The following is a 4,467-nucleotide window of genomic DNA, read 5'->3' on the forward strand; positions in this document are numbered from 1 at the left end:
GCAGTTAGCTTAGCGAAAGTGCGCTGGGCTTATAAGATGGGGTTTGTGGATCGCTTACCGTTGAGCGTGAGTATCCGTCGCGCTTACGCTCCCTGCGTTTGCGACATTAGTGAATCCCTTCACGTCAGCCTTATTCGCCAAACACAGGCAAAGGCCCAAGCGCGCCGCCTAATATCCAACCACCATAAATTTTTCTCGCATCACTCACCATCACTCCTGCCCAACCACATAACCCTACGTTATTAGCTTGGGTTCTTTATGCCTTTTATTGAATTAATGGGCTATTAGCGATTGTTTTGGCATGGCGATACAATAGTTGATAAAACTTAGTGTCATTTTCTTTTTGGCATGCCTGTCTAAGTAGGTTTGTCCTAATAAACCGCGCAACAACGCGGAGGCTTCTTTGAGTATACTTCGCGAAGCGAAACACAAAGAAGGCGGAGTGTTTTGCGTCGGTTTTAATTAGTTTTGTTATATGTCTTTTACAGATTTAATGTCAGTAAATTTTCTAAAATTGATACTCAACTTATTATCATTTACTAACTCTAATAAACGTAATTTAAGATTGTTACTTATTGAATTCGAAGGCTCACATTTCTTTTTATATGGCCCACTAGGTAAGTCCCAATCAAAAACATAAAAGCCTAATTTACAGTAATCAAAAAAAACCTCAGGATTACCCCAATTTGATGAATCAATAGAGTCTGAAATCGCATCATGCAAACCAACATTGTTAATAACATAATCAGGAACAAAGCCTTCACCTGCAGTAGAAAATAAGCCTAAATTCCCTTCAGAATCTATTGCGTACCAATCAAATTCTCTACCTTCAATTTCCTCATTCATTTGACTCACTTTAAATTGACTCCTAACTCTATAGAGACATATAACGCCCTGTTAAGGGGCAAAATTTAGTTGGCTAAAATGTTGAGGAAGAAAACAGCCAACTGTATTTTGTCCTGCTTAAACAGCTTGTTATAAGCACGTTAACTCATTGAAGTCGTTAGCTACTTTATCAACTTCACCTGTTTCATGCGACCAAAGATAAATAGTATTACCATAGTTAGTATTTTCTTTAAGCAGGATAAGTTGATCACCACATCCGTTACCAGCGATAGCTACTGCATTTAATGGAAAATTACCGAAACCTTCACAAGACTTAGTCTCGACGATAATGTGATTACAAGTACGTGAAATGCGCTTTCGATCTGAGTTATCAAAAATAGGATATTGCTCCCAAATATCTTCAGAAATTTTGATTTCACCGCCGTTATTTTGTTGCATTGAAGCTTTGTAATTTTCGGGAAGGTTTGCTTCCAATTCAGTTTCAGCCTGAAGTATGAATTTTTCTTCTAAGTTGAATGCCACACTCCACTCCTTTAGTGCTTATAACGCCTGGCTCAGCCGCCGCAAAAAATGGCGGTTGTTTTGCCGTTTTTTGGCAAAACAAGTGACAGTTTTTGCGGTCGGTTGCAGCCACTTGTTATAAGCTAGCTTAACCAACCTCTGATCTCATATATCCATGAAGGCACATCGTACTTCTCATCTGTAGATTCAACATATCTCTGAGAGAACAAGAATTTATTATTATCCATATCAAAAAACTGCTCAATTTGGCTCCACTGGCTAGCCTTTAAATCTAACGCTATTTTCGAACTTTCTTGCGAAATTTCATCTGTTATTTCATTCAAGAAACTAAGTTGTTCAGGATAACTTTCGATAAAAGTACATAGCGTTTCAAAGAACAACTTACCATTCAAAGCATCTTCAATTTCTGTTGATGGAGAAACCGGGTTAGCTTGAATATTGACAAGCTTTGTAGATCGAGCTTGCATACAATTAACCATTCTCTTACAAAAAAGATTTGGGTAATTCTTCACATCATAGTTAACCAATTGTGCGTCAGTATCTGAAAGTAAAATAATTTTTCCCGAAATTTCTTCTTGAAAGTCTTCATACGAGGTCGACAAGTGGTTGTACAATCTCTTGATCTCTTTCGCCCCACCAACAGGGACAATCCTTAATCTCTTTGAGTCAATCAAATCTTTAAAGTAAGAACTCAAATACACTTTTTCAGACGACCCTTCACATATAATCCAGTTAAATGGAGTTTCACCGATTGCACTGGTAATCACTGACTGCACGAAGTCATTAATGCTCTTTAGCCTTATATCGTAGGGTAAGCGCCCTCTAGATGAGGCAGTTAATTGCTTGATTTGCTCTCTGTAATTAGCCAAGTTAATCATGTCGAAAACATGCGTCGAGTCATTTTTGGATATTACGGTTGCACTACCTGTTTCTATTGTTGGTAAAAAACCATACCAATGAGATGAAAAAACAACTTGCATAGCATCTCGACTAATCTCATATAGCGCATCAAATTGGTCGAAGCATGCGGACATATGCAAGGATGATTCCGGCTCATCTATTCCTATTATTAAATTTGTACCTGTATCTCTATGCTTGTTAAGCAAGCTATGTGCAACATCAATTATGGCTTTTTGCTTCTCACCTGAACTTAATGAGCTAATTTCTAGCCAGTTTTCACCTTGCTTCTTGTGTAGTTTTCTTGTGCTAAAGAATGATTGAATTATTAGATTATATACGTCATTTTTCTTGAGATATTGCTGTCTATCAGTTGGCGTTCTATAAGAGTATATTTCCAGCTCTTGAGCAAGCTTATCGATGAAAGAGTTGAGGCTCGAGTTGATTTCGTTAATTTGTTTCTGTGGTACTCGCTCACTCAATATTTGTATTAAAGTCTCTCCCATAAGAACCTGAATTTCGTCGGTCTCTAGCTTTGTAAAAAGCTCCGGCTCAATCTCTCTAGGTATATAAATGTAATCAACGATTCCTTTTATTTTATTTAGCAGTGGTAGAAAAGATTCAAGCTCATCATCAGATAGCGAAGTCCTCCCTGCTTCTACTTCATCATCTAATAACCACTCTACTATCATGCGGTTGTTAAAGAGCGATATTGTCGTCCCCCCTTTATAATCAACCCCTAATGGAATAATTAGTAAATCAGACAAATCTACCCGTTGAATTAATCTCTCTCTATGTTCGACAAAAGCTTTAGCATGACTTTTAAGTGAAGGTGATACATCGTTTTCACTAATATTAATAGCGACGGCATTTAATAATTCTGCTTTTTCAAGCTCATCGCCAGAAAAGTAACTCCGCTTAAGGAGAAAGACAGGAACTATCTGCGGTTTTGTTGATGATTTACCGCTCTTTTTAGTAACAGTATTGAAATTCCAAGGCTTGGCATTAAAAAAAGTGTCAAGCGACTCCAAAACTGAGCTTTTCCCTATCCCATTGTCGCCGACCAATCCACAAAATTTATCTTCATCGGTAATTGGAATGTAGTTAATTCCTTGATACGTTTTGTAATATCTTAAAAATGTTCCAATTATCATTATTATCCTTTTTAACTAACAGTGAGGCTAATTCTTAAATAGAGCTGGCGCGCAAATTCTTGAGGCTTATAACGCCGTTGTAAATTGCAGTTTTGGAGGAGCCCGTTTGTGCTATTAAGCACAAAAAGGAGCGACGGAAAAACTGTCAATTTGACAACTTTGTTAGGACACCTTTTGCTCATAGCAATGAACCCGCTCCAACTGATATTAGACCAAAGCCAATTATACAAAACAAAGCTGCGCTACTACCTAGCAACCAAGCGATAATATGTATCCACTTAGGCGAGTCAATAATGATGCGGCCACCTTCATTCACTTTAACTTTCTTCTCCCAGCCTTTTAAAACCATTGCGCCAGATATTACCAAGGTGAATTTGAGCATGATGGAGCATGCGAGACTTACGGCAAGTAGAGCCCAAGCGATACGGATTTGAGTAGCAGAGCAACCATCAAGGGATGGTGGTGTAGCGCTAAGAAATGCTCCTATGGTAATACTCATAACTCCACCAGCCACCAAAATGAGAGAATTATTCATTGAGTCAATTCGAGAAACCCAGTTTGCGGTATAGGTATTAAATGCCGCATCTTTTTCATCGCTCATTCGATTTCCTCATGTGCCTTAACGCCGCCATAATTTGCAGCTTTGGAGTTGATTGTTTTTTGGCAGCGTAGCGGTCGCCACAAAACAAGCGACGGAAAAGCCGTCAAATTGATGGCCTTGTTACATGTGATACACAAAAAACATTAGGGACGGTGTCTCGCCCCTGCTGCCCACTACCTAAACCAGTAAAATGATAGCCAATTTAATGGCCCACTTTACCAGATCAGGGTGTATTCTGACTGTCAACTCAATGGTCATGAATAATCCTCAAGAGCAGATCTAAAGTACAGATAAGAAAAACGGTAGCACCGCTTTAGTATCCCTGACGATCTAGGGCACCATGCCTAGTCGGTGGTTGATAGATGTCACCTAACAGAGCCACTTTTGCCTACTTTTATACTTGAAGAGTCAGAAATCCCTCAAAACATGTAACATTATATTAGACGG

At 38.7% G+C, this 4,467-nt stretch carries 5 protein-coding genes; 1 reads left to right on the forward strand and 4 read right to left on the reverse strand.

The features are described 5' to 3' along the window. A partial coding sequence (locus tag AC438_RS17275; RefSeq protein WP_238376425.1) for a hypothetical protein occupies positions 1 to 246 on the forward strand: 246 nt, incomplete at its 5' end. Between the two features lie 225 nt (positions 247 to 471). Here the strand turns inward: AC438_RS17275 and AC438_RS16060 are convergent. The 4 genes from AC438_RS16060 to AC438_RS16075 form a co-directional block, all read right to left on the reverse strand. Beyond that, positions 472 to 846: a hypothetical protein gene (locus AC438_RS16060; protein WP_053982279.1), complete on the reverse strand. Its 375-nt coding sequence runs from the start codon at positions 844 to 846 to the stop codon at positions 472 to 474. A gap of 129 nt (positions 847 to 975) precedes the next feature. Continuing rightward, entirely contained in the window at positions 976 to 1,368 is a 393-nt protein-coding gene (locus tag AC438_RS16065; protein WP_053982280.1) for an SMI1/KNR4 family protein, read from the reverse strand. Positions 1,369 to 1,490: 122 nt separating this feature from the next. Next, on the reverse strand, positions 1,491 to 3,419 hold the full coding sequence (locus AC438_RS16070) for an AAA family ATPase (protein WP_053982281.1): 1,929 nt from the start codon (positions 3,417 to 3,419) through the stop codon (positions 1,491 to 1,493). Positions 3,420 to 3,597: 178 nt separating this feature from the next. Beyond that, complete coding sequence (locus AC438_RS16075; protein ID WP_053982282.1) at positions 3,598 to 4,020, reverse strand: hypothetical protein; 423 nt, start codon at positions 4,018 to 4,020, stop codon at positions 3,598 to 3,600. Between the last annotated feature and the right edge of the window lie 447 nt (positions 4,021 to 4,467).

Origin of the sequence: Marinagarivorans algicola, from assembly GCF_001292705.1 — a bacterium.
Lineage (GTDB): Bacteria > Pseudomonadota > Gammaproteobacteria > Pseudomonadales > Cellvibrionaceae > Marinagarivorans > Marinagarivorans algicola.